Annotated in this window: 12 protein-coding genes; 4 read left to right on the top strand and 8 right to left on the bottom strand. The window is 40.9% G+C overall.

The window, feature by feature from the left end; translation table 11 throughout:
- Positions 1-75 precede the first annotated feature (75 nt).
- Positions 76-2,958: a zinc-dependent metalloprotease gene (locus tag V7K60_RS19080; protein WP_334927381.1), complete on the top strand. Its 2,883-nt coding sequence runs from the start codon at positions 76-78 to the stop codon at positions 2,956-2,958.
- A 323-nt stretch (positions 2,959-3,281) separates the two neighbouring features.
- Here the strand turns inward: V7K60_RS19080 and V7K60_RS19085 are convergent, their stop codons facing one another.
- The 8 genes from V7K60_RS19085 to V7K60_RS19120 form a co-directional block, all read right to left on the bottom strand.
- Complete coding sequence (locus V7K60_RS19085) at positions 3,282-5,939, bottom strand: CHAT domain-containing protein (RefSeq protein WP_334927382.1); 2,658 nt, start codon at positions 5,937-5,939, stop codon at positions 3,282-3,284.
- A gap of 289 nt (positions 5,940-6,228) precedes the next feature.
- Positions 6,229-8,019 (bottom strand): ShlB/FhaC/HecB family hemolysin secretion/activation protein, encoded by a 1,791-nt coding sequence (locus tag V7K60_RS19090; RefSeq protein WP_334927383.1) that lies wholly within the window; start codon positions 8,017-8,019, stop codon positions 6,229-6,231.
- A complete protein-coding gene (locus tag V7K60_RS19095) occupies positions 8,009-11,722 on the bottom strand; it encodes a two-partner secretion domain-containing protein (protein WP_334927384.1) in 3,714 nt (1,237 codons plus the stop codon). The genes V7K60_RS19090 and V7K60_RS19095 overlap by 11 nt, the downstream gene beginning before the upstream one ends.
- A gap of 60 nt (positions 11,723-11,782) precedes the next feature.
- Positions 11,783-15,004 carry a two-partner secretion domain-containing protein gene (locus V7K60_RS19100; protein WP_334927385.1) on the bottom strand — a complete coding sequence of 1,074 codons (3,222 nt, stop codon included), beginning with the start codon at positions 15,002-15,004 and terminating at the stop codon, positions 11,783-11,785.
- Positions 15,005-15,045: 41 nt separating this feature from the next.
- On the bottom strand, positions 15,046-15,855 hold the full coding sequence (locus tag V7K60_RS19105) for a DUF928 domain-containing protein (RefSeq protein ID WP_334927386.1): 810 nt from the start codon (positions 15,853-15,855) through the stop codon (positions 15,046-15,048).
- Positions 15,848-18,217, bottom strand: a complete 2,370-nt coding sequence (locus V7K60_RS19110; protein WP_334927387.1) for a CHASE2 domain-containing protein — start codon at positions 18,215-18,217, stop codon at positions 15,848-15,850. Before V7K60_RS19110 ends, V7K60_RS19105 begins: the two co-directional genes overlap by 8 nt.
- Positions 18,218-18,237: 20 nt before the next feature.
- Positions 18,238-19,197, bottom strand: coding sequence for a DUF1822 family protein (locus V7K60_RS19115; protein ID WP_334927388.1), 960 nt, complete (start codon positions 19,195-19,197; stop codon positions 18,238-18,240).
- Positions 19,198-19,208: 11 nt separating this feature from the next.
- Positions 19,209-19,961 carry a hypothetical protein gene (locus V7K60_RS19120; RefSeq protein WP_334927389.1) on the bottom strand — a complete coding sequence of 251 codons (753 nt, stop codon included), beginning with the start codon at positions 19,959-19,961 and terminating at the stop codon, positions 19,209-19,211.
- 608 nt (positions 19,962-20,569) lie between these two features.
- Between V7K60_RS19120 and V7K60_RS19125 the strand changes: the two genes are divergently transcribed.
- From V7K60_RS19125 to V7K60_RS19135, 3 genes are all read left to right on the top strand, one after another.
- Positions 20,570-21,097, top strand: a complete 528-nt coding sequence (locus V7K60_RS19125) for a helix-turn-helix domain-containing protein (protein ID WP_334927390.1) — start codon at positions 20,570-20,572, stop codon at positions 21,095-21,097.
- Between the two features lie 305 nt (positions 21,098-21,402).
- Positions 21,403-22,005 carry a hypothetical protein gene (locus V7K60_RS19130; protein WP_334927391.1) on the top strand — a complete coding sequence of 201 codons (603 nt, stop codon included), beginning with the start codon at positions 21,403-21,405 and terminating at the stop codon, positions 22,003-22,005.
- A 256-nt stretch (positions 22,006-22,261) separates the two neighbouring features.
- A complete protein-coding gene (locus V7K60_RS19135; RefSeq protein WP_334927392.1) occupies positions 22,262-22,915 on the top strand; it encodes a hypothetical protein in 654 nt (217 codons plus the stop codon).
- Positions 22,916-23,011 lie beyond the last annotated feature (96 nt).

The following is a 23,011-nucleotide window of genomic DNA, read 5'->3' on the forward strand; positions in this document are numbered from 1 at the left end:
TGAAGGGTTTACAGACGAAAAACTACTCGATATTTTTCCTCAACACGAGAACTGCTTCAGGTGGAAAGCCAAAGGATGAAATACTGGATAACGAAATTAGCAATCTGTATAGTAGTACTGTATAGCTTGTTGCTATCAAATGATTATGCAAGAGCAAACCAACTTTCAAATACTTCTAATATTGATGTACAGCGATTAAATGCACTCCCAATAGTTGAAAACGTAGCAAATGCTGACAAGAATCTTGCTGAGATTAAAAAGGAGGATTTTTGCAGATTTAATGGGATTGTTAATCGGATAGATAAACTAGAGGGACTCTTCACAGTTTATTGCAGTGAGGATTCGGGAAAAGTTTTTTTAGAACTCAAGCCAGAGCAGCTAAATAAAGATTACCTAGCTATAGTGACATTGGAATCAGGCGTTGGTGAAAGTGGGATTTATAGTGGATTACCTCTCTCTGATTTTATCTTTTACTTCCAACGAGTAAATAATAGATTACATTTTGTTGTCCGTAATGTAAAATTCCGTACAGACAGTATACCAGAACAGCGATCGCTTGCTCGTTCATTTAGCGATTCAGTTCTTTATTCACTCGAAATAGCCACTATCGATCCAAAAAATCAAAATATTATAATCGACCTGAATGGACTGCTAATGCAGGATTTTCCGGGATTAACTCCTTTATTAAAATACTCTTTGCAGGCTGATTACCGCTTAGATGTACGCAAGTCATATTTTGGTGATGTTAACAGCTTCCCAGAAAATGTAGAAATTGATTCGATTTACGGTTTTTCATCACTAGAAGGCTCAAATTTAATCACCGTACCCGATAGCAGGGCACTCACTCTAAAGGTACACTATAGTTTTTCTCATCTGAGAGAAAACAATGGTTATATTCCTAGACTTGCCGATGACAGAGTTGGATATTTTACTACTGCTTTCCAAGATTTCTCTAACAATAATGCTCACGAATCTTATGTACGTTATATTAATCGCTGGCATCTAGAACCATCCAATCCTAGCGCCCCCTTATCTCCACCCAAAAAACCAATTGTGTATTGGATTGAAAATGCTGTGCCACTAGATTACCGCGATGCGATTCGTGAAGGTGTCTTGATGTGGAACAAAGCATTTGAAAAAGCCGGATTTCAAAATGCCATTGAAGTGCAGCAAATGCCAGATGATGCTAATTGGAAACCAGCAGATGTACACTACAACACTATTCGCTGGTTCAATTCTTTAGATGCAGGTTTTGCCAAAGGCCCGATGCGCGTCAACCCATTCACTGGAGAAATATTAGATGCAGATATCATTGTCGATGCCAATATGGTGCGTTTAGTTCAGCAAGAATATCATGCATTGATGGAGGCAAATTCATGTCCAGAAAAGATGAAAGGACGTGAAGACACGGGGAAATACCTGGATAGATTCTTTACGTCATCTTCCTCTGCTCTCTTTTTCTCCTCTGAGTCCTGCTATGGTATGGAGTCTTCAAATCAAGCAGCTATGGGGGTGCTGGCGTTGTCAATGTTGCCAAACACTACACCTAATAGTGAAACGATGAAGAAGTATGTGCATCAATATTTGCGTTCTCTCATCGCTCACGAAGCCGGGCACACTCTGGGTTTGCGCCACAACTTTTATGGCAGCACCATGTTAGCCCCAGAAGAATTAAATAATACTGAAATCACTCACACCAAAGGTTTAGTGGGTTCGGTGATGGACTATGTACCTGTGAATATAGCACCACAGGGAGTACAGCAAGGTGACTATTTCCCAGGAGTTATTGGGCCTTATGACGAATGGGCAATTGAGTATGGTTATAAAAGATTTCCATCAACAGCACTTGAGGTAACTATTCCAGAATCAGAAAAAAGTTTTTTAGACCAGATTGCACTAGCGTCGCCTCAACCAGAATTATCTTACGCAACTGATGAAGATATCTGGGACATCAATCCTTTAGCAAATATCTGGGATATGAGTAGTGATGTGCTACTTTACTCACAGTGGCAAATGGATAATGCTCGTTTTATGTGGCAGCGTCTTGATAAAGGTTATCTATCGAAAGGAGAAAGCTATAGTAACCTGCGCCTTAAGTTTAATAAAGTACTTAAATATTATTTTCGGAACGCCACTTTGCTTTCTAAATACATTGGTGGACAATCGTTTCGGCGTCTCCATACCAGTAATGATGCTGCTTGGGCATTTGTACCAGTTTCACTTTTAAAACAACGTCAAGCATTGACAAAGTTGCAAGAGTATGTATTTGCAGAGAATGCTTTCAGCTTTTCACCACAATTGCTCAATCAACTGGCACCGTCGCATTGGGGAGACTGGGGTAGTTCTGCACCTAATAATCGCCTTGATTATCCAATTCACGATCGCATTTTGAGTTTTCAAAGTGCGATATTGCGATCGCTATTAGACAGCGATCGCCTGAATCGGTTACAAGATATAGAATTAAAAACTCTGCCTGGAGAAGCGCTTTCCATGCCAGAACTGTTCGACACCCTGCAAACAGGCATCTGGACAGAAGTTTTCACCCCAGGAGAACCAAAGCCAATTTCTAGCATCCGCCGTTCATTGCAACGGGAACATCTGAATATTTTGTTACAGATAATGTTGGGTACTACTAATACACCTGAAGATGGTCGGACATTGGCTTGGTATGAATTGCGCCAACTGCAAAAAGCCATTGATGCCAGACTCAAACAACTTGGTGAACAGGGCATTGGCGGGGTTCCTTGCCTTGAAACCACTGCGTTAGCGCCAGCGATAGCGTACTCCTTTCCTGCAGAACGCTACGCGAACGGAGAAGCAAGCTACGCGCAGCGTCTCGTAGAGAGGAACGAGCGTCACCTAGACGGAGAAAGCCTTGATATTTACACCTTAGCTCACTTAGAAGCTTCTGGCGATCGCATTACTAAAGCATTAAACGCACAGTTACTTTCTAAATAGAGATGGGCATTGGGCATTCAAGTAATTCGTAATTCGTAATTAGTGAATTATTCTCCCACTTCCTCAAGATACCGCTGCAATAGACCAATGAAAACTTCTGGTATTTCCAAATGAGGTAATATTCCGGCATCTGCGCTCGCATAAAAATCTCGATTTTATTTTCAACGCCAAAAAAGCTAATTTTGAGACTACAATTGCTTTTTTAGAATATCTTCAGTCACAACGAAGAGGAGCAAAAGTTTTAGTTATTTGGGACGTGAAAGAAATATTATTGGCTGCGTTAGTTCTTTATGAAAACATTGATTGGCAGATTTTTTCAAAAATTATAACCAATTGCCCACAAGAACATAAGGGGCCCAAAAATATGGACGATTTTCTTTAGCTAGAATCGCAAGTTGGGCACGTTGCAGAGCTTGGGCTTTAGTTACTCGAGCATTCAATTGTCGGTATAATTCACCCATAAAGTCGCTAGTATATTCATCATCTACTGTCCACAAAGTTGCTAGGGTACTGCGTGCGCCCGCCCATATTGCAACTCCAGCTAATCCCAAAGCAGCTCGTTTATCGCCTGTGGCAGTTTTACAAGCACTAAGGACGAGTAATTCAATTGTTCCTCGTCGGCTTTCACCCCTAGCTCGAAGTAAATTATCTAACTCTCTAGCCTTCAGTAAGCTATCCCAGGTAAGAATATAGGTTTGTTCAATGTCTGAACTAAATTGCCCATGAGTAGCTAGATGCACTACTGAAAAGGGAGTAGATTGAATTTGCTTTTGCAGATTAGCTTTAGTAAACTCTTGATTTAAAAGTTCTTTACTTGATTTAACTTCAGATTGGACTAGTTTTAATTCCTGTGTAACATTTGAGAGTTCGGGAAATGATTTACCTTCAATCAAGCGTTCTTGCTCAACCCCAGCAATTAAAGCGTTTAGCCGCACGTTATGTAAAGGCTTAGGATCGAGGAGTTGTAGTCCGGGCATTAAAGAAATAGCATACTTTTCTATCAGATATTTCTGCTGTTGGCGATCATAAAGAATCGCCATTGGAATATTTCGCAAAGAACCATCCAGCACAAACACTAAGGATGTGATATCTGCATTTCTTAAATCTGATTCTATAGGTTTAATTAACCAGTCATATAACTGTTGCGAATGCTGCTTAACATCAGGCTCCCGGCTAGCAATGGGTAAATCTTTTCGTAGTTGTTCTACAACGTTTTCTAATACATCTTTAGGGACTTTAGTTGTTTTACGGTAGATTGCATCTTGCCCTGGCAACCTAGTAATAATTTCCAGTCGATTATCTAAAATAATTGGATAGATAACAACTGTAGATTTTTCCTTTTCGACTAATTTATCAAGGTCAACTCTTGGTAATAGGCAAGGCGAACGAAAGAAGTTATCTAATTCTGCTAACTGGAGAGATTCAATTACCTGACGGGCTTGAACGAGATTATCTGGCTTTTGAAGAGTATTTTCCTGAAGTTGCAGCAGTAAATCAACGTACTGTCGATATACGGGTTCTACGCTTTCGCGGAAAGAAAATTGTATGTCAGGATTAATCGCAACTAAATCATTGCGTAGAGATTTGAGAGCATTATAAGCTCGATTATAAGCATCTGTTGCTGGTAGGATATTGGATTGCTTTTGCAGTATGCGTCCCATTTGCCAATGCCATTGATAGGCAATGTCTTGAGCATCAAGAAATTCAGCTTTCACCAAGGCTTGTTGTGTAAGGCTTTTAGCATCGGCTAGCTGTCCGCTTTGTTCGTATAAACCACCAAGAGTACCAAGGGCATAAGACTCAGTTCGTTCATCTTTTAAACTCTTAGCTACTTGGACAGCTTGCGCTAGCATTTTAGCAACATCTTTTGGCTGAACTTCGTTCTGTATCATTTTGCTCAGACTTTGGGCAAAGTTAATTCGGTAGTTAACAGCTGTTCGACTTGGAGGTAAACTGTCTATCTGAGACTGAATTTGAGGTAATAATGCCTTTGCTGTGCTAAATTGCTCTTGCTCGACCAATAGTCTTAATAAATTTAGTTGAGCTAAAAGACGTACAGTAGGTTTTGCAGATGCAACTAGAGCTGCCTGTTGATAGTATTGAATTGCTGTTTGAGTCAAATCCTTAGCGCTGCTTGAATTACCCAAACTAAATTGAGCGTAGATTTGAGCGCGGGCTGTATTACCTAAACTAATTAAAGCATTACTTTGAGCGATCGCATCTTTTACTTGTCTAGCCACAGAATAACTTTCTTCTAGAGTTTTGTACGAATCGTCTAAATAACCCAAACTTCGCAGGACATTTCCTAAGCTATACAATCCTGTCGCTTTAACAGGAGAGTCTGGTTGTTTTTGGAGAATTTCTCGGACTGAGGTTAAGGTTTTATCTGCTTGGAGATAATTTCCCAAAGCTTGCATTGCTTGGGCTTGCTTAATGCGATTGCGAACCAGTGCAGATATATCATCTAAGCGTTGATAAATTTTAGCTGCTGATTGCCAAGTACTTAAGGCTGCTTCATTTTGCCCCTGTGCTAATTCCAGTCCACCTCGAACATCTAAAGCTTGGGCAAAGACTTGTGAAGAATCCGCATCTTTGAGAGATTGTAATAGTTTAATACTTTGGGCGATCGCTTCAGCTGCCTCTTGCCATTGTCCTAATTGCTGGTAGGCTAAAGAAAGATTACTTAAAGCTATAGCTTCATTCAATACATCATTAGTAGCTTTAAATTTAGCTACTGCTTTTTTGAGAAGTTGTACCCCTTCTATAAACTGTCCGGCTTCATAAAGTGCTTGACTTTGCTGTACTAAGCTAGAAGTCTGGGTTGGGTTGACAGCAGGTGTAGTTGCTAAAACAGAATCAAATCCAACTTTAGATTTTGCAAATCCTGCTGTTAAATAATTAAATGAATCAAAAAAATATGGTAAAAACGCACAGAGTAATACAGTCAATAATGCTAGAAAAAATTGCTGAAAAAATTTCATATAATTTTTAAACTTACTTTTTTACAGCAGTTTTCATGTATTTGAACCACATCTGTCGTAGGGACGCAAGGCCTTGCGCCCCTACCGCGTGGTCTATTTACCTGAAAATAGCTGTAAATAGTATAGCTGTAGTCACATAGGTTAGGACATTTGAAAGCGTGAAAGTTAGGAATAGTAATAGTTTCACCTCCTACCTTCAGCCTCCTGCCTCCTGCTATATTTAATCCTTATAATTAGTGAGAATACAAACCAGATATAACTCTCTGTAACTCTGCAATTTTGTGTGAAATTAAAACGGATTATATTGTACAAAAAAATATAAACCGTTTTCTTGCCATGTATTGCTTTGAGTTTGAGTATCAACAGAAACTAAAGGGATACTCCACTCAACACCAGCAGTAAAGTTATTACCCTGTAACCAACGTAAACCCAAACCAACAGAAGCTAGAGTGTTAGTATTATTTTCATCTCTACTGGAAGAATTATTCCAAGCTGTGCCAACATCACTAAAGGTCGTAACTTGCAGAACTCCATTCCATTGTGGTACACGGGCAATTGGTAGCCGGAACTCAACAGAAGCAAGAGCGCCATTATCTGTCAACAGTAAATCTTGACGATATCCTCGTACACTATTTATACCACCCAAACCAAATTGTTCTGAAGCTAAAAGCTCTGTAGAAGCTAATTGCACATTACCACGGATTAATAGTAGAGTATCAGGAGCTAAAAGGCGTACCCATTGCGCCTGTCCTCGCCAAGCGAAAAAGCGGCTGTCAGGTTCGGTATCATTAATTGTGGCATTGAATGCACCAATTCCCAGACTAAATTCAGAGCGAGCGGCAATGACTTCTTGGCTATTGCGACTCGTCCATTCTTGAAAAAAACGCAATGCAGATACTCTGGTGCGTCCTTCTTTATCAGCCCCTGGTGAAAGTTCAGAAAGAGGAACCTCATTCTCTTCTAGTAAAGAGGAGGAAATATCACTTTCTCTGCGAAAAGCGGTTATCCCAAGAACGAATTCTTGGTTAGGAGTTTGCACTAGAGGTTGGCGGAATGTCAGTTCGTAATATTGGGAAGCTGATTCAATATTTAATCTATTGAAGGGACGTTCAATGACATCAGCTGATGTAGTACCATAACTGAAGGTGAGAGTACCATTGCGGGGATTGAGAGGTAAGCTGTAGCTGGTATCTATAGTGTTACTGCCGTCGGTATTGCTATATGTTAACGATATACTATCTCCGAATCCGAGTAAGTTAGCTTCGTTTATTTGCAGTTGGCGTCGGAAACTACCAACACTAGGTGAACGACCATTATCCAAGACTGTTTGTATATTGAATGAATCAGCCTCTGTTATTTTAATAGCCAGTAAATTAGCACCAGTACGTGAGCCAGCAGACAGTTCAGCCGAGATATTTTTAATTAAAGGATTGAGTCGCAATAATTGTAGTGACTCTAATAGGCGTTTTTGATTCAAAGGAGTGGATGCGCCCAAAGCTATACGGCTGCGGATATAATTTGGGTTGAGTCGCTTAGTCCCAGTTATTTGGATATCTTCTAATTTCCCTTCTATTACCTGGATTTGGACAACACCGTTGTTAGCAAAAGTTTGTTCAGGAATATAAGCCCCAGACGTAACGTATCCCTCTTGAATATAAAGTTCGATAATTTTGGAACGAGCTTCTAACAATTGTGCAAATGTTATCAACTTGTTCGTAAAGGGAGCAAGTATCTCAGTCAACTTTTTTCGACTGAATACTGTACTGCCAATGACTTCAAACTGTTTAACAGTGAAGATTTGCGATCTCTCCAGGAGTGGTTCATCTGGTAATGGTTGTGGTTGTTCAGGTTGAAGTAATTCAGATGGAGGTGGAAGTTGGGGTGGTGTTAGTGGTGTTGGTGTTTTGGGTGAGGGTGGTTGGACATCCTGCGGTGGCGGAAGCTGCGGAAGCGAAGGAGAATTGTTTTGGGATGGTTGTACGCGATTGAGTGTCTGTGCCTTGCTGGGTGTAGTTATCAGGCTGTTGAACAACATCAGCAAGCAGGACACTATCAAAATATGAGTAACTTTAGCTACCATGACACTGAATAGGGTTGTGTCTGAAAGTGTAGGGTGCGGCAGATGAATTAGCACTCAAGACTATTTTTCCTTTGGCGTTTAGCGTCGCACCTGTGGCTTCAATAATGCGTTTGGGAGTGGAGGTAGTTGGTTTACTGGTGGTAACAGGTGGTATGGAACGATTGTTGTGAGTGGGTTTAACAGATACCCAATCGATTTGAGGCATATCAGGAGTGAGAATGTCTTGGGGATTAGGTGGTAAACCGCCGCGTCCTGTGATGACAAATCGGTTTTGGGCATAATCTGGACTGTAGCAAGTTTGTGCTACTTTAGTGTCAACTGGTATTGTTGGCAATTCCACTAAGCCACTGTTGGGGTCAATCTCAGGTGTAATTAGCTCTACAGTGCCTTGTGTACTAAATACTGAACTAGCAGTGATATCGCTTGTTTGTGGGTTTTCTTTGTCTCGGAACTCGATACCATAAATGCCAGTGGCTTGAATATCCACTCTGCCACCATTGCCTGTAAAAGCATTGGCAGTGATGTCACTATTTTCACTAGGCACAGCGAGGATGAAGCCATTAGGGGCATTGATGGTGATATTGCCACCATTACCACCAAACTGCTCAATGCCAGCAGTGCTGGTGATTTGACTGCGATCGCGTAATAATAACTCTTGCAGATTGAGAGTGATATTACCACCAGTGTTACTACGAGTTGCAGCAGAGATTGTACCTCGATCTAATGTAAGGAAGCCTGCGGTCAATTGGATATCACCGCCAGTACCTTCTCCCTGACTGTCAACGGCAATTGCAGCACCATCTCGAATTGTTATGATTCTCGGATCGATGATAATATTACCACCATTACCAATAGAACCTTCACTGGTACTGGCAAATAGACCAGTTTTTGAACCAGAGAGGGTAATGTTGTTTTTGATCTTGAATATAATATTACCAGCGTCGGATTCACCTGAAGTTTTGGTGGATACTTGACCACCATTGCTAGCCTCAAAAGTGTTAGCAGTAATGTCGATAATGCCTGCATTCCCTTTTCCTTCAGTACTGGCATTAAGTTCCGCACCATTGGTAACTGCTAATGAACCTGTCTTAATTAATATACCTCCGGCATTGCCCTGTGCTCCAGAGATGACTCGGCTGTATACCCCAGAGTTGACTGGGCTGTATGTCCCACCGTCATAAGCTCCTTCACCATCAAACTTGATAGCATCTGTAGCTTCAATGGTGACAATGCCTGCATTCCCTTTTCCTAACGTACTGGCATCAAGTACGGCACCATTGGTCACTTCTAGTGAGCCTGTGTTAATCGATACACCTTTGGCGTTGCCCTCTGCTCCATAGAAGACTCGGCTATATGCCCCACTGTCAAATCCATCCTTGCCTTCACCATCAAACTTGACAGCATCTGTAGCTTTAATGGTGACGCTGCCTGCATCCCCTTTTCCAAAGGTACTGGCACTCAGTAGGGCACCATTGGTTACTTCTAGTGAGCCTGTTCTAATCAATACACCTCCGGCGTTGCCCTCTGCTCCAGAGTTTACTCGGCTGTACGCTCCACTGTCAGATCGATTATTAGCTTCACCGTCAAACTTGATAGCATCTCTAGCAAAAATGTTGACAATGCCTGCATCCCCTTTTCCAACCGTACTGGCACTCAGTACGGCACCATTGGTCACTTCTAGTGAGCCTGTTCTAATCAATACACCTCCGGCATTGCCCTCTGCTCCAGGCTTGACTTCGCTGTATGCACCACTGTCAAATTCATACTTACTACCTTCACCGTCAAACTTGATCGCATCTCTAGCAAAAATGCTGACACTGCCTGCATCCCCTTTTCCAAACGTACTGGCACTCAGTTGGGCACCATTAATCACTTCTAGTGAGCCTGTTCTAATCAATACACCTCCGGCGTTGCCCTCTGCTCCAGGCTTGACTTCGCTGAATGCCCCACTGTCAAATTCATACTTACTACCTTCACCGTCAAACTTGATCGCATCTTTAGCAAAAATGTTGACAATGCCTGCATCCCCTTTTCCTTCAGTACTGGCATCAAGTCGGGCACCATTGGTCACTTCTAGTGACCCTGTTCTAATCAATACACCTCCGGCGTTGCCCTCTGTTCCAGAGTTGACAACTCGGCTGTATGCACCACTGTTAAATCTATCCTTGCCTTCACCATCAAACTTGACAGCATCTGTAGCTTTAATGGTGACGCTGCCTGCATCTCCTTTTCCAAAGGTACTGGCACTCAGTAGGGCACCATTGGTTACTTCTAGTGAGCCTGTTCTAATCAATACACCTCCGGCGTTGCCCTCTGCTCCAGAGTTTACTCGGCTGTACGCTCCACTGTCAGATCGATTATTAGCTTCACCGTCAAACTTGATAGCATCTCTAGCAAAAATGTTGACAATGCCTGCATCCCCTTTTCCAACCGTACTGGCACTCAGTACGGCACCATTGGTCACTTCTAGTGAGCCTGTTCTAATCAATACACCTCCGGCATTGCCCTCTGCTCCAGGCTTGACTTCGCTGTATGCACCACTGTCAAATTCATACTTACTACCTTCACCGTCAAACTTGATCGCATCTCTAGCAAAAATGCTGACACTGCCTGCATCCCCTTTTCCAAACGTACTGGCACTCAGTCGGGCACCATTGGTCACTTCTAGTGAGCCTGTGGTAATCGATACATCTCTGGCTTTGCCCCTTCCGTCTTTTTCTACTATGTTACTAACGGAACTGTTATCCAAGGCGACAGTATCGGTAGCATTAATTTTAATATCTCCTGCTGTAGCCGTTGCTGTACCCAAACCTGACTTAATCCCAGCAACAAGTTGACTTTCTTGTTTTAAATCTAAATTCCGAGCATTGACTGTAATTGAGCCTCCTCCACCAGCACTCACATCCACAACTGCACCATTACTCAAAGAGATATCGGCTGTTGGTACACCATTAGGGACACTCAAACTCAGGTCTTGACTATCAACATTTAATCCCACAGTCCCATTACCAGAGACTCCTGCCAATTCCACTAGCCCACCTAAAGCATTCAACGAGCCACCATCAAGGACGATATCTCCACCCACTAACAATAAACTTCGCCCATCTGGCACTCTCAGCCCTTTGAGATTATTTCCCGCATCGCTGGTTGACTTGTTCTCAATTCTGGCAGCTTGCAGTTGATTGAAAAATAGTGCAGAAGGATTGATTGCTAGTAACTCAGAGGGAGGTTGGGGATTGGTGGCGCTGAAGGTGCTACCATCATTCCATTTGAAACTGCTGGCTGTGGTTGCTAAAAATGAACCACCAATATCTAATCGTGCATTCGCTCCAAAGATAATGCCATTGGGATTAAGCAGAAATAGGTTAGCTGTGCCGTTGGCTCGGATTAAGCCATTAATATTGGAGATAGATCCACCTGTTACTCTAGTAATGATATTTTGAATATCCAAAGCATTATTAAAAGAAGCAGTGCCACCAGTAGGCACAGAAAACTCGCTAAAGCTGTGAAACAAATTACTTCCTGCTTGCGTTCCTCCAGTGATATTAAAGGTGTTTCCATCCCTGGCAACGCTAGAGTTATTAGGTAAGGTGTTATCTGGAGTAATTTGGGCAAAAGTATGCTCTTGCAAACAAGAAATTAACACACTTCCCACCATCAAACTACTACACCAACTCCGCCAATCTGGAGTTTTTCTTAACATAATAATCCTTATAAATTAGTAACTATAAGCAAGCAAGATGCTGCCAAAATATGAGTAACTTTAGCTGCCATGACACTGAATAGGGTTGTGTCTGAAAGTGTAGGGTGCGGCAGATGAATTAGCACTCAAGACTATTTTTCCTTTGGTGTTTAGCGTCGCACCTGTGGCTTCAACAATGCGTTTGGGAGTGGAGGTAGTTGGTTTACTGGTAACAGGTGGTATGGAACGATTGTTGTGAGTGGGTTTAACAGACACCCAATCGATTTGAGGCGCATCAGGAGTGAGAATGTCTTGGGGATTGGGTGGTAAACCGCCGCGTCCTGCGATGACAAATCGGTTTTGGGCATAAGTAGGACTGTAGCAGCCTTGAGCTACTTTGGTGTCAACTGGTATTGTTGGCAATTGCACTAAGCCACTGTTAGGGTCAATATCTGCGGTGTTGAGTTCTACAGTGCCATTAAGCTGAGGACTTTCCCCAGTAGCAGTAATGTCACTTGTGCTATCAGATGGCACATCTCGAAATTGTGTGCCAAAAATACCGATTGCATTGATTCGCACACTCCCGCCACGGAAGTTTTCAGAATCAGCACGAATGTCGCTGTTTTCCGATGGTACAGCGATGATGAAACCATTTTTAGCATCAATGATAATATTGCCACCAGTGATATTGTCTCCACTAGCGTTAGTAGTGATACTACTACCACGACGCAGTAGCAATAGGGGTGAATTGAGAAAGATATTTCCCCCTCCGCCAGTAGTATCAGCGTTAATTTTAGTAGCGTTGTTCAACACAATAGAGTTAGCATCTACAATTATGTCACCTGCCTTCGCTTTTCCACTAGAACTAGCAAACAAGCCGGTGTTAATGCGATCATCAGTAGAAGTACCAACTACTTGTACACTATTAGCACTGACAGCCAAATTCCCTCCCTTACCTGCACCAATTGTGCCAGTATAAATAAATGCCCCATCTTGAATTAGTAATTCACGAGTGTTAATCCTCAAGTCTCCTCCATCCCCTGTACTTCCTTGGTCAGCGCCAGCAGACAAAAAGCTACCAGTGCGACCATCCCTGGAGCGACCAATCACTTGTACACTATTAGCAGTGACAGCCAAATTCCCTCCCTTACCTGCACCAAATGTACTGGCATTAACCTCTGCTCCATCTCGAATTAGTAATTCACGAGTGTTAATTATCAAGTCTCCTCCATCCCCTGTACTGCCTCGGTCAGCGCTAGCAAACAAGCCAGTGCTAATGCGACTATCAGTAGAACTATCAGTCACTTGTACACTATCAGCAATGACTTGTACACTATCAGCAGTGACAGCCAAATTCCCCCCTTTACCTGCACCAAATGTGCTAGCACTAACCTGTGCCCCATCTCGAATTAGTAATTCACGAGTGTTAATCGTCAAGTCTCCTCCATCCCCTGTACTGCCGCCTAGGTTAGCTTGAGTAGACAAGATGCTGAAGCCCCCAATCACTTGTACATTATCAGCAGTGACAGTCAAATTCCCCCCCTTACCTGCATTAAATGTGCCAGTACTAACAAATGCCCCATCTCGAATTAGTAATTCACGAGTGTTAATCGTCAAGTTACCTGCATTACCAATACCTTGAGATTGAGCTGCCAAGGCGCTGTATCTACCATCACTGGAGCGACCAAACACTTGTACGCTATCAGCAGTGACAGCCAAATTCCCCCCCTTACCTGCACCAATTGTGCTAGCACTAACCCTTGCCCCATCTCGAACCAGTAATTCACGAGTGTTAATCGTCAAGTCTCCTGCATTCCCTTGTCCATAAGTTGAGGCAGCAAGTGCGCTATCTCTTAATGACAATGAACCAGAATTTATAGTAATGTTGCCCCCATTGCCAACTGTCCCAGGTTCCACCCGGCTGAAAATCCGACTAAGAGAACCATTTTTCTCCCCAGCAATGTCAACTTTCCCAGTAACATTCACATTGACATTCCCCGCATCCCCCTGTGCTGCTGGTTGGGTAGCAGATGCTTCACGAGTAGCAGTTTGCAATCGAGCGCCATCAATTAGTAATAGTGTTGCAGCATTGATGTCGATATTGCCTCCTTTACCTACACCCCCTGCTTCCACCGTGCTGAGGATGGTAGCATCTGCAAGAGAAACAGCATCTTTTGCACTCACTGTCACATTTCCCGCATTCCCTTGTCCAAATATTAAGGCAGCAAGTCCAGCGCCATCACTTAGAGAGAATGAACCAGAATCAATAGTAATGTTACCCCCATTACCTTTTGAACTAAAATCCACATTATTAAAAACTAGGCTCCCAGATGAAACTTTGATTTCCCCAGTAGCATTAAGCGTAATATCTCCTGCAACAGTTTTAGATGTCCCCAAACCTTCCCCAATACCAGCACTTAAAGTACTTCCTTCCAAAATATTTAGATTCTTGGCATTGACTGCAATATTACCGCCACCAGCAGCTTCTACAAAAACACCAGCGCTATTAGTCAAAGATATATCTGCTCGCGTCACATTCTCAGGAAATCTTAAACTAAGATTATCACCATCTAACAAGAGCAAGACAGTACCAGGTTCGCTCAATCCTCCCAACTCAACTCGTCCACCACTAGCATATAATTGTCCTGTATCCATGCTGACATTACCACCCACCAACAGTAAACTTTTGCCATCTGGTACTCGTAAACCATATGCATTCAAGCGTGCTGGATTTATTCCTGCGTATGCTATTGAATTATTTTGAATTGGCGCAGTAGCAATTTGATTGAATAAAAAAGCCGAAGGATTTACTGTTAGCAACTGTGGAGTATTCGGATTAGTCGCACTAAAAAAACCTCGCTCACTAAATCCAATTGCATTAGCTGTAGTTCCAACAAAAGAACCACCAATATCTAGCCTCGCCCCCTGACCAAAAATAATACCCGAAGGATTTATTAAAAATAAATTAGCTTTACCATAAGCGCGAATTAATCCATCTATTTTAGAGAATGAGCCACCTGTTACTCTAGTAATAATGTTTTGAATATCTCCTGCATTATTAAAAGAAGCAGTACCACCAGGAGAAACAGAAAACTCTCTAAAGCTGTGAAACAAATTACTTCCTGCTTGCGTTCCTCCAGTAATATTAAAGGTATTACCTTCTTTTGCAACGCTAGAGTTATTAGGTAAGGTATTATCTGGGGTAATTTGAGCAAAAGTATGCTCTTGCAAAGAAGCAATTAACACACTTGCCACTACCAAACTACTACACCAACACCGCGAATTTTGAGTTATTCCTAACATAACACCCTCAATAAATCAGTAAATGCATCGTGTGACTAGTCTTATTTTTCCAAGTTGTAATCCTGTACAATTGGCTCTTGAGCAATGTCTTGCAAGCCAACTACATTTAATAAGTCAACCCAATCTTGATTAAGAGTTGCATTCTGCGGATTGGTGCGGCGTTGTTGACCTAAATTAGTTAGGGCATCGTACCAAATATTATTGGCACTATAGACAATGTACTCTTTTGGTTTTGCTGACTTTAACTGACTATCAAGAGCCTCTGTCAGCACTTGCCTTTGCACAAACCCATCTACATAAAAATTGTCAGATGTTTTTTCTACATCGCCACAATAAATATGAAAGTACCAATGATATTCCTTATCTACTTTTAAAGAATATTGCGGTTGTGCTGGCAAAGTAATGCTAACGATCCCCGGTTTTTCAGACAGAGTAAGAGGTATTCGATAGACATTCTGTGCATCTTTACCATCTAGCACTTGCAACACAAACTCTCCAGAACGCATGGTTTCAGGTAGTTGGGGAACATAAAACCAAAAAGTTGGATTTTCTGCAACTGTTGATGCCAAGACTGATTTTCCTGCATCACCAGGTACTAAAGCAGTAAGACGTGTGAGATTCTTAGGACACTCAGGACTCCGCCCAGCCCCTGCTCTGCGCCGACCTGTGGGTGCGCCGTTTCTCGGCAATTTCGGTTGCTTAAAAGATTGGAAGGGCGAATTTTTAACAGTGTTTGGAATCGAATTTGTCTGTTGTGCCTGCACTGATGGTGAGTAACTCATCAAACTAATAAATATTAAAGGAATTATGCAAGCACGTTGAATTGGTTGGTCAATAAATTTTTTAATCACGATCAAAATTTAATTGTTTTCTCTTACGAAGATGTGAACGTCTAAACCATGAGATTACCATTACTTGGGTAGCTAGTAACGCTAATACTGAGGGGATAAATGGCACCCATCCAGCTAGTGTAAAAATACCAAAACATAACCCAAACACTGTTAAAAGTGTGACTATCACCGCTAGTCCCAGGTGCGACGATTTTGAATAATACCACGCTGTAATACCTCCTACTAATGACCATCCCCATATCCAAAGTGCCTCCATCCATCCAGACCACCACCACAATAAAGGTCTGTGGTCTAAAACTGCACTGAGGATTTGACTTAGCATCTGCGCCTGTACAAACACCCCCGGTGTTTGCTTTTGCTTCGGTTTGGCATTGGAACTGAAAGGTGTTTTCCAATAATCAATTGTATTGGTGGGGGCAGAAAGACCAATCATTATAATCCGGTCTTTGAGTAATTGAACTGATTCTAAGGGGATATTTTCATCTAATACATCTCTCAAACTAACTTGTTCAGCAATTTTTTCCACAGAGTCAAGAGAACGATAATTCAACAATATTTGATAACCAGATGCATTCACTTTTTGATAACCACTAGTGTGTTCGTTTAATTGCTTAAATACAACGTTACCAATTTGTAAATAACCGTCTTTTCTATCACTTGATGTTTTACCTTCTTTATCTAAATAATGAAGTGCTAGTTGTAGACTAAAAGCGTATTCTGTGGTACAAAGAGATTTTGGGGAAGGAGTCAAATGTAAAAGCTGGCGACGAACAATATCTTCATCATCTGCAACAAAATCACTAAAACTTAAGCGTTCTCTTGAAACTCCAACAGGTGGCGGAATACCATCACTATCGCCATCATCATCAGTAGTAGCAACTTTGCACACTAAAAATAGACGATTATCTTGCTGAAAATGAGTAGCTAAATCGGGATATTTGGGATCTACAATTTTATTACGATGAATATCTAAACCGATAGTTCGTGGTTGATATTTATTTAATTTATCTAATAGTTGAGCAAGGGCTTGATCAGATAATGACCATTGCCTTTGCATTCCTTTTTTGTCTTGATACTGGATATCTGCTTCATCAATTGTAATAATTAAAATCCGCTCGTCAGGTTTTTCGGTGACAAGTTGCGATCGCAACTGCGTAAAATGGTCAAAAGCCTGTAGTTCCGATGTTTGCAGATAACCCCCATACCGCACTCCCATGACTAAACTTGTTATCAACAAGCTTGCCAGCAATATTACTAAAACACTCTTAGTCGCGATCATCTTTCGGTGCGACTGCCAAATCATTGGCGCTGACAAGGGATTTTGGCAAATTACTGGCAACCAAGTTGCACAAGGATATTTATCTTCTATTCCTTCCAGCCTTTTTCGCGCCTCGCGCAGTGCAGAGTATAGTGATTGTCCGCTAGAAAATTCACCTAAAAAATGTTTTAAAAATTCCTGTGCTACCAAGTCCGGGACTGGTTCGCGCATCACAATGACTTGGGGAATATGTAAATCCTCTAACGCTTCTGCTAAACCTAAGCCATCGCAAGAATTGAAAATTGCTAAGTGCAATCCGCTTTCAATTGCTTTCTTAAGTCCATGTTTTAAATTATCTAGAGTAATTGTCGTAGTTTGATTAATTTGCAGAACTCCTCTTTCTTGACTAGAACTATGTCCAGCAAAAAATAGAATATTCCAACCTTTGCCCCAAAGTTCGTTACTTAACTCTTTTCGTTGTGGTTCAATTAAGAAATTTATTTGAGCTTGGTTTGATAATTTCTCTAATAAATACTTATCTTTACTAATATCAATTCCTTGATGATTGCCAAAAACCGCTAGAATTTTGACTTTTTTTTCTTGAGTATATATTTTATTTGGTCTTTGTGGTTCTAAGAGACTAAGTGCAACTTCAGCATTCGGATAATCTTCAAAAAAGCTCCATAAATGCCAAGGAAGTCGTCGTAATAAGCTATCAGAAGTTGCAATTATAAAGCAAATTTCTTCATTTGGATTTAATTGCGTACGTAATTTTTGGTCTATTTTGCGAAACTGCTCCGAATTGAGCCAAATATTGATTCTAGATGATAATTGCTGACATAAATCGTTAAATTCCAACTCCGAAAAATTTGTGATATCACTATCTTCGATTTCCAGACGTATCCACCATCCATAGTGACGGTAAAGAGCCGAATATAGTATTTGCCAATTTCGATAAAGTTGAGAAATTTCTGGTGCTGGTGGTAAACTCCCGCGAAATTCCATCGCACGTGGGTCATTTATTAACCCAAGTTGAACCGTGACATCAGGAAAACCTTTATGGAGGTCGCCCTTACCTAAATTCAAGACAACTAACTTACTCATTACACTCCTACAAAAAAGTGTCAGATGACAAAAGTTTCCTTAATTGTAAAATTACCATCAGACACTTGAATATTAAAGCTTTCTCCAGAATCCCCTCGAAATCGTTTTAATTGAATAAAGTTATCATTGCTTCGTGATACAACTTCTTGAAGAATCTCTCCAGATTCTGCTTGTAAATTAAGTCTCAGATTAGATGGCAAATAAGTTTTTTCGCCCATTGGATGTAGCTGTACTAGTACTTCTACTTTTTGTTCGGGTAATGGTGCGATCGCTACTATTAACGCTAGTGGTTCATTTCCCACTTTTAGTCCTAAATCTATTATTCTTGCTCGTACCACACTAGTTCTACTGAAAGATGAAACACTTCTTAACGCAAACTTTTTCTCATCTATATTGTTGAAAACTTCTTCTAAAGCTATCCAACTATTTTCAAACAGATTTTCAAACCATTGACCTAAGTTTACTCGTGTCTGCCTAGCACTGAGTGCAGGGTGAGCAACAGCGTCAGGAATACAATCAAAAAGGAAATTAAGGGGTTTGAGGCTTGTTAGTGGTATTTGCTCACAAGCAGAAGAACTAGGAACTGTTCTTACAAATCCTAGCAATTGCACTTCATTTAGGCGTTCATTAAATTGGACAGCCACATAACCAATCCTATTTTTCATAACTTCTGGGGGTAAATAAATTGTCGTTTCTCCAGGTTGAACTGGACGACACTCTAACTTACCAATGTTAGGAATAACTAAATCAGCAACATCAAATAAAGCTTGTTTCAGGGGATGCCAACTATCACCTTTCTCTAAAGCAGTATCAATATGCAACCATTTCAAGTAACTGTAAACAGCATAAACTGCTAGTGTATTTAAATAGATTTGTTTACCTTTTTGAGGTGTAGTTTGTTCAACAGCAAACTGGCGGGCGATCACATGAGCTTCTTGTCCAAGTGGAATTTTTAAATAAAGCGTTTCTGTGCTACTCATGGTTGTGGTTGTTAATTAGATTCATATCCAAGTTTAATTGCAACTTCTTGCAGGAGCGGTATTGCTTTTAATTTCCAATGAGATACTAGAGTTTGGTAATTGATTTGGCTCTCACGAGCAATATCAGCAAGTGTATCTGGTGGGTTATTAAAGATGAACAGCAATCTTTGGCTTAGTACTTGACAGTTGCATTCCGGATGTTTACGAGGATAACAATTTCGTAGTTGCTTGTCTGGGTCTTGCTCAATGTAAAGTGCCAAGTTGCTTACTAAACGTTGTTGTGACTGCTGCTGTAAATTTTCCAGATAAATTTCTAGTCCGCTCAAAATATATGGATTAGATGGTGTTCCTAATAATTGTCCTTGTTCTGACACTCGTTCTAACCAAGTTGTTATTTCTGCATCCGTATCAAAAATGCTTTCATCCAAGGATAAATGAAACTTTTTTCTCCAAGGGGGAGATGATGGATTTAAATCTTTGACACGCCAGTAAAGGTAGCTTTTGAGCCATTTGGTTAAATCATCTCGAACTGAAGATGTACATGGCTGAAAGTTTCTAATATTTTGGCTGAACCACTCCAAAGTTTGGTTTAGGGCATCTAAAAAATAATCGGGACAGTCCATGCTTGAGTATTTTCTAAATTCTGGTAGTCCCTGAATTAAAATCAGAAGCCGACTCATAGCCTTTCGCCATTCTCGGCTGCCATCTGGGTGTTGGCACACTGTTGCAATCAATTGGCGCAGGCGTTCATCCCGATCGTCCATAAAGCTTTAACCAAAAAAAGTACAGTAGACACGAGACAGCAGTACAGTTATAAGCATTGCTTTTGACCTTACTTGTATATCAGTTAAAAATCAGAAAATTATGAAAACTTTGGAATGGTACTTGCAGAGATATGAGTGATGCAGAAATTATGACAACGGTAATAACTGTGGCAATATTCTTTGATGGCAGTCAGAGTCAAGTTTGCAATGTTTCTTAAAAGACTGTCATATTTTTTATATGTCTCGTGATTTACATAACAAACAAGAATTACACGTAGGAAGAATGTTGATGAACAATTTCTTCTTTCATAACTAGCTGATTATTCACTGAATATAAAAGTATAGGCTCGATCTCGAAAGGAAATTTCAAATACTGATCACGATCAATCCCAGCCAGACCACTGGCACAGAATGCGTAACAACAATGGCGATCGCTATTAGCCTGTAGAAATCTACCGAGCCATAAATACCTATTCTATCTTTAATGCGTTAAATGTACGTGTTTTCAATCCAATTTGAGATGGGCTTACTCTAAATCTCTAAATATAAGAGGTTTCAAGTAATTAAATTCTATTAAATGATAACTCTATTAAATATTAGAAAATAAAATGGCCAGTATTTTAGTAATTGATGCTGAAACTAAAACTAAAAACCTTTTAATGGAATGCTTAGAAACAGCAGGTTTTGAGGTGGTTGGCACAAATAATGATATTATTCATGTTCAGCTAGCACAAGATAAATTGTCTACCACTGAAGAAAGTACAAAATCAAATACTCTAGGAACGTCCATATTTCCATCTGTTCCCCGACTACGTAAGGTTTTCGAGTTCATTGAATTGAATTATCATCAATCTATTAACTTGAAACAAACAGCTCAAGCAGTCGGTTATTCCTCAGCTTACTTAACTGATATAGTACGAAGACTTACTGGAAAAACGGTAAATGATTGGATTATCGAGCGTCGGCTGGCAGAAGCAAGAGCTTTACTTTTATCAACTAAAGACTCTGCTAATCAGATTGCTTTACAGGTCGGCTATCAAAATATTAATCATTTTTATTGCCAGTTTCGTGATTACCATAAAAATACTCCTCATGCTTGGAGAAAGGCACAGCGTTGCCAACTTATTCAAAACTAAATATTACAAATGTTATAACAGCATAGCAGGCTAAACAAGTCTTAAGTTTTAGATTTACCGACTATGAATAAAAAGCAGCAGCAGTAGTGTGTAATGGTCACTTACTGGTGCTTATTTATAGAGTATTTTCACATGAATACAATCTAAAAATAATTAACTACTAATTATATGATTATCAAAAAATAGTTAATTAACAATCTATTTTATTAAAGATATTATTGATATTAGGAAATCACGAAAGAGTTAGTCAAAAAGCTAACTCTTGCATTTCTTATCAAACTACTTAATGTTCATAGGGAAATATCATGGCAACACTTCAGAGAGAATTTGAAACTGTTGAAGATACTGAATTCTCAGAAGCAGAGTTCGAGAGCGTGGCATTCGAGGCAGAAGAAGCAGAAGCAATTCAAGCTGAATTAACAGGAGAAAGCACTCCCTTGGAAAATATAGAATTTGAGAGCATTGCCGAAGATATGGAAACTGAATTCGAGAGCTTTGAAAGCTTTGAAAACTTTGAAAGCTTTGAAGGTTTTGAAGCAAAGGGATTGAACGGGAGTCGCCGTCGTCCTCCCTCCGGCTTCCGCCCTACTGGCCCCCGCCGCAATCGCGGCGGTTCTGTGAATAAGCAGTTGCTCAAAACATTCACCAGCATCATTAAGACAGTAGTGAAGAAAATCACCACCAACCCGAAAACTCGTACTAAATTCAAAGCAGCCGTTCGCCAAGGTCCTGCTGCTGTGACTCGAATACTGACTCAAGCAGTGAGTAAGTCATTGCCTCCTTACTTCCGTTGGTTGGCTCCGATATACGTCCCTACTGTTGCTTCAACTTTGTTCCACCCGATTCGCACACAAGTTGGGGTGAAACGCGAGGAAGTTGAAAGCCTAGAAGGCAGCTTTGAATTTTAGTTCCATTTGGTATTCCATTTGTCTAAACGAAGCGATCGCAACTAAGAGGTGCTAGAACTCCTAAATCATCAAAATTTTAGTTAGACCTAGCACCCTTATGACTTACTCTTCCCTAGCCCTCCTGTCCTTGTGCAGGAGGGAGCATTTCCACTCCTTCAGTTAGGGGCGATGTCTACTAATTAACCTCCTACTTTGTGGGGGTTGGGGGGAGTATTGTCCTTCAATTAGGAAGACGCTAAATTTCAAGGAAAAAATCATGGCAACAGTTGACACAGAAACAATTGAAGTTCTTGAAGATACTGGATTCTCAGAATCAGATTTGAAAACCCTGGAATTGGAGACAGAAGACGCAGAAGTAATTGAAATTGAATTAACAGGAGGAAACACTCCCTTGGAAGATGTAGAATTCGAGAGCTTTGCCGAAGATATGGAAATAGAATTGGAGGGCTTGGAAGGCTTAGAAGCTTTTGAAGCAAATCAGTCGAATGGTCTTAGATTTCTTCCTGGCAAACCTCGCAATCCTAGCACTTCTGTAAATAAGCGGTTGCTGAAAACATTCACCTGCATCATTAAGAGAGTAGTGAAGAAAATCACCACCAACCCGAAAACTCTTAGCAAATTCCAAGCAGCCATTCGCCAAGGTCCTGCTGCTGTGACTCGAATACTGACTCAAGCAGTGAGTAAGTCATTGCCTCCCTACTTCCGTTGGATGGCTCCGATATACGTTCCTGTTGTTGCTTCAATTTTGTTCCACCCGATTCGCACACAAGCTGGAGTGAAACGCGAGGAAGTTGAAGCAGAACCAGAATTTTTTCCCCTTATACCCCTTCTTATAGGGGGTATACGTGCAGGGTTAGCGGCAAGTAAAATACATAACGCAAAAAAGCATCATCACAAACCAAGACGATAAGGCAGAGGATAGAAATTTAGATGGGGTTGAAGCTCTATCTAAATCCAAGCCACTAACTCAGAGATTTTGGTGGGGAACTTCAACCGCAAACTCTAC

Origin of the sequence: Nostoc sp. (assembly GCF_036917555.1) — a bacterium.
In the GTDB taxonomy this organism is placed as follows: Bacteria; Cyanobacteriota; Cyanobacteriia; order Cyanobacteriales; family Nostocaceae; genus Nostoc.